The sequence below is a fragment of the uncultured Novosphingobium sp. genome (genome assembly GCF_964277725.1).
Lineage (GTDB): Bacteria > Pseudomonadota > Alphaproteobacteria > Sphingomonadales > Sphingomonadaceae > Novosphingobium > Novosphingobium fluoreni.
The window spans coordinates 1-2626 of record NZ_CAXYKL010000069.1; the positions used below are offsets into that span (position 1 = coordinate 1).

Consider the following 2626-nt stretch of genomic DNA (forward strand, 5'->3'; position numbering starts at 1 on the left):
TGGTCGGCGATGCCGAAAGCAAGCTGGGCATCGCCGAGCTGGGCATCACGCTGCTGCTGTTCATCGTCGGGCTGGAACTGGCCCCGCATCGCCTGTGGCGGATGCGGCATGAAATCTTTGGCCTGGGCCTGCTGCAGGTGGCGGCGTGCGGGTTGGCGGTAACGGGCGTGATCTTTGCGTTCACGGGCTTTTCGCTCACCGCTTCGCTGGCGCTGGGGCTGCCGCTGGGCTTGTCCTCCACCGCGCAGGTGCTGCCGATGCTGCAAAGCGCGGGCCGCCTGCACACGCCATTCGGAGAACGGGCCTTTGGCATCCTGCTGTTCCAGGACCTGTCGATCATCCCCCTGATCACCATTATCGCCGCGATGAGCCGTAATCCGGCTGCGGCTGAGGGGCCTCCGGGCTGGCTGCTGGTGATCTACACCCTGGCCGCGATCGTGGGACTGGTGGCGGCGGGCCGCTTCCTGATCCGCCCGCTGTTCCGCCTGATCGGCAATCTGGGCGAGCGCGAGATGTTCGTCTTCGCCGGCCTGTTCACCGTGATCGTCTCGGCCGCGGCGATGGAGTTGCTGGGCCTATCCACCGCGCTGGGCGCCTTCATCGCCGGGGTGATGCTGGCCGATACGCCCTATCGCCATGAGCTGGAAGCCGATGTCGAGCCGTTCCGCACCATCCTGCTCGGCCTGTTCTTCATGTCGGTCGGCATGATGGTGAACCTTGATGCAGTCGCCCAGCAGCCGCTCTACGTCTTCACGATGGCCCTGGCGGTGATAACCACCAAGGCGCTGGTCATCTTCCTGATCGGCAAGGCCTTCGGCATGGAATGGCGTGGCGCTTTGGCTCTGGGACTTTTGCTGAGCCAGGGGGGTGAGTTCGGCTTCGTACTGTTCGCGCAGGCGCAGGATGCGCTGCTGATCAGGCCGGAAGCCGGGAGCATCTTCACCGCCGTGGTCACTCTATCGATGGTGAGCACGCCGTTCCTGATGATGGCAACGCGCCGGATGCGTGAGGCGCCGATCACCAAGGAGACGCGGGACGAGCCGCAACCCGATGGCTCGAACGCGCTGATCGTGGGCTACGGTCGCTTCGGCCAGACCGTGGCGCAGATGCTGATCGCCGCAGAGATCGAGGTGACCCTGATCGATACCGATGTCGAGATGATCGACATCGCCGATGGCTTTGGCGCGAAGGTCTATTTCGGGGACGGCACGCGGATCGACCTGCTGCGACAAGCCGGTGCCGCCGATGCCGAACTGATCGCGTTCTGCATCGATGGTGACCAGATCACCGAGGCGTTTCTCCACGCGGTGCACCAGGCCTTTCCGCGCCCGCAGATTCTGGTCCGCGCATTCGATCGACGCACGATGGTCGCCCTGAAGGACACGCCGGTGCGCAAGATCGTGCGCGAGGTGATGGAATCCGCCGTAGTGATGGCGCGTACCGCGCTGGATGCGCTGGACGTATCCCTGCAGGATATCGATCGGGCGGAAGCTGCCTATCGCAGCCGTGACAAAGAGCGGCTGACCCTGCAAATCCAAACGGGCGACATCACCGCCGCGCGGGACCGCATCTTCACCCAGCCCTCACGAAGCTAAGCGAACCCGGCGGCGAGTCTCGCCCGTGACCTACGCACCGGCGGGGTCCGCCTCAGCTTCACGGGCACAGCGGGCAGCGAGCCATGCGCAGACGAACAGTTGCAACTGGTGAAAGATCATCACCGGCAGCAACACCATGCCCACTTGCGCGGGTGCAAACAGCGCGCCGGCCATCGGCACGCCTGAGGCGAGGCTCTTTTTCGAGCCGCAGAACAACAGCACGATGCCGTCCTCGCGCGTCAGGCCGCTCCAGCGCGCCATCATCATCGTGGCGGCCAGGATCGCGCCCAGCAGAACCGCGCTGAGCAGCAACAACAGGCCCAGATCGCCAAGGCCCAGCTTCTGCCACAAACCCTGCACCACCGCGGCGCTGAACGCGGAATAGACCACCAGCAGGATCGAGCCGCGATCGACCGGGGTCAGCAGCTTCTTGTGGCGATCCACGAAGCTGCCGATCAGCGGACGCAGCAGGTGGCCCGCCAGGAACGGCAGCAGCAATTGTTCGACGATGCTGCGCACGCCATGCCAGTCAAAGCCTTGGTCGCCCCCCCGCGAGTGGATGAGCAGGCCGGCCAGCAGCGGCGTCAGGAATATGCCGATCAGGTTCGACAAGGAGGCACTGCAAACCGCAGCCGCCACATTGCCGCGGGCGATGGCGGTAAAGGCGATTGAGGATTGCACGGTGGAGGGCAGCAGCGTCAGGAACAGCAGGCCGGAAACCAGCAGCGGGTCCAGCCACTGCGCGGTCACAGCCTGAAGCCCCATGCCGAACGCCGGAAAGATCGCGAAGGTGGCGGCCAGCACCAGCAGGTGCAGTCGCCAGTTGCCGATGCCCTGCATGATCGCCTCGCGCGAAAGCTTGGCGCCATGCAGGAAGAACAGCAGCGCGATCGCGAGATCGGCGATGACCTCGAACATACGCGCACCCGCGCCGCGGGCCGGCAGGACGGAGGCCAAGACGACCACCGCCACCAGGCTGAGCAGGAAGGGATCGACTTTGAATCGAAAGGAAGAACGCGCCATCCGCTCTT

Annotated in this window: 2 protein-coding genes; one reads left to right on the forward strand and one right to left on the reverse strand. The window is 65.0% G+C overall.

What is annotated here, in order from left to right; all coding sequences use genetic code 11:
• The coding region (locus tag ACHWRX_RS04160; RefSeq protein ID WP_394658200.1) for a cation:proton antiporter at positions 1 to 1595 on the forward strand (1595 nt) is incomplete at its 5' end.
• 30 nt (positions 1596 to 1625) lie between these two features.
• Here the strand turns inward: ACHWRX_RS04160 and ACHWRX_RS04165 are convergent.
• Complete coding sequence (locus ACHWRX_RS04165) at positions 1626 to 2618, reverse strand: bile acid:sodium symporter family protein (RefSeq protein ID WP_394658201.1); 993 nt, start codon at positions 2616 to 2618, stop codon at positions 1626 to 1628.
• Between the last annotated feature and the right edge of the window lie 8 nt (positions 2619 to 2626).

What these genes read in the sequence shown, in the direction of transcription:
- ACHWRX_RS04165 (WP_394658201.1), bottom strand. Translation starts at nt 2,618, where the DNA reads ATGGCGCGTTCTTCCTTTCGATTCAAAGTCGATCCCTTCCTGCTCAGC.